The sequence below is a fragment of the Marinospirillum sp. genome (genome assembly GCF_014859565.1).
The window spans coordinates 1-1,965 of the sequence record NZ_JACUUA010000400.1; the positions used below are offsets into that span (position 1 = coordinate 1).

The following is a 1,965-nucleotide window of genomic DNA, read 5'->3' on the forward strand; positions in this document are numbered from 1 at the left end:
CAGAAGGTAAGCTCTTGCACTTGGACTCCTTAAAAGCCTTGACCCATTTTTATTAATTCAATCCTGTTCAGCCAAGCCTGCTGAATTGACTATTCAGCATCAGCATCCAGCTTTGGCAGCCTTTGTAACAGTGTCTCAGGCAAACGACAGGGTCGCAAACTTTCCCGATCCACACAAGCCACTTCAACTTTTGCCTGACACAACACTGTTGAATCACGCTCTATCTGCTGCAAAAAAACCATTCGTGCACCGCGCTGGCTGTAAAGCTGCACCTGCACATTCAACTGATCATCCAGACGTGCCGGGGACTGGTAATTCACCTGTACGTCCCGCACTACAAAAATCACCGGCAACAAGGACTGATCAAACCCCAGAACACGTAACCACTCGGTTCTGGCTCGCTCCATGAATTTGAGGTAATTCACATAATAAACAATACCACCAGCATCCGTATCTTCGTAATACACCCGCACCGGCAGGGTAAAATCCTTCATACAACCACCTCGGTATTCATTCCGGTTGTCTAAGACCAAAATGTTGCCATGCAAGTTCCGTAACCTGACGACCTCGGGCCGTTCGCATCATAAAACCCTGCTGGATCAGGTAGGGTTCCAGCACTTCTTCAATGGTATCCCGTGCTTCTGAAATGGCCGCTGACAAGCTGTCCACCCCAACCGGACCACCACCAAACTTTTCCATCATCGCCAGCAGCAAACGCCGATCCATATGATCCAGACCATGAGTGTCCACGTTAAGCATATTCAGCGCCTGATCGGCCAGATCCCGACTGATACAACCATCCGATTTCACCTCGGCAAAATCCCGTACACGGCGCAGCAGGCGGTTGGCAATCCTCGGAGTACCGCGTGAGCGCCGAGCAATTTCTTCCGCTCCACCCGCTTCGATGTTTAATCCCAGCAGGCTGGCGGAACGGGAAACAATCCAGGTCAGGTCAACTATGGAATAAAACTCCAGCCGCTGAACGATACCAAATCGATCCCGCAACGGGGCGGTCAACATTCCGGCACGTGTTGTGGCACCCACCAGGGTAAAGGGTGGCAAATCCAGCTTGATCGAGCGAGCCGCCGGGCCTTCACCAATCATGATATCCAGCTGATAGTCTTCCATCGCTGGGTAAAGCACTTCTTCCACCGCAGGATTCAGGCGATGGATTTCATCAATAAATAACACGTCACCTTCACTGAGGTTGGTCAGCATGGCTGCCAGATCACCGGCTTTCTCCATGACCGGGCCGGAAGTGCTTTTGATCGCCACACCCATTTCACTGGCAATGATGTTAGCCAGTGTCGTTTTACCCAAACCGGGCGGCCCAAAAATCAGGGTATGATCCAGTGCTTCTTTCCGCGCCCGCGCCGCTTCGATAAAAATCTCCATCTGCTCGCGCACCCGTGGCTGACCACGGTAATCAGCCAGCTGTTTGGGGCGGATGGCATGATCCTGACTATAATCCTGCGGCTGTTCGTTTGCGGCTATCAGTCGGTCATTTTCGATCACTGCATGTGTCCTGTTTAACTGAAGGTTTTACCTTTTAACTGAGAAGCTACTTTGCTAACCCTTTCAGTGCGGCTCGGATCAGTTCCTGAGTATCCATGCCGGGTGATTCCACAGCACTGACTGCACGGGTGGCTTCCACCGGTTTGTATCCCAGAGATACCAAAGCGGCTTCAGCTTCAGCACGAGGATCTGTTTCCGGCAACAGCGCACCGGTGGGTAATTCCAGTTTAGCCATTTGCAGCGGTTGCCAGGTCTTCAGGCGATCTTTCAGATCCACCAATAGGCGCTCAGCGGTTTTTTTGCCAATACCGGGAATCCGCGTCAGGGCTTGTAGATCTTCATGCTGAATGGCTTGTAACAACTGGCGACTATCCATTGCTGACATAATTGCCAAACCCACTTTTGGCCCGATGCCACTGACCTTGATCAGTTCACGGAATAACTGGCGGT

3 protein-coding genes are annotated in these 1,965 nt (G+C 51.8%); all 3 read right to left on the reverse strand.

What is annotated here, in order from left to right:
• Positions 1-89: 89 nt before the first annotated feature.
• Complete coding sequence (gene ybgC / locus IBX50_RS20180) at positions 90-494, reverse strand: tol-pal system-associated acyl-CoA thioesterase (RefSeq protein WP_292258183.1); 405 nt, start codon at positions 492-494, stop codon at positions 90-92.
• A 16-nt stretch (positions 495-510) separates the two neighbouring features.
• The gene (ruvB, locus tag IBX50_RS20185) at positions 511-1,515 is read right to left on the reverse strand and encodes a Holliday junction branch migration DNA helicase RuvB (RefSeq protein ID WP_292258184.1); all 1,005 of its coding nucleotides are present in this window, start codon (positions 1,513-1,515) and stop codon (positions 511-513) included.
• A gap of 46 nt (positions 1,516-1,561) precedes the next feature.
• Positions 1,562-1,965, reverse strand: a 404-nt coding sequence (gene ruvA, locus IBX50_RS20190; protein ID WP_292258185.1) for a Holliday junction branch migration protein RuvA, incomplete at its 5' end; no start/stop codon positions are given.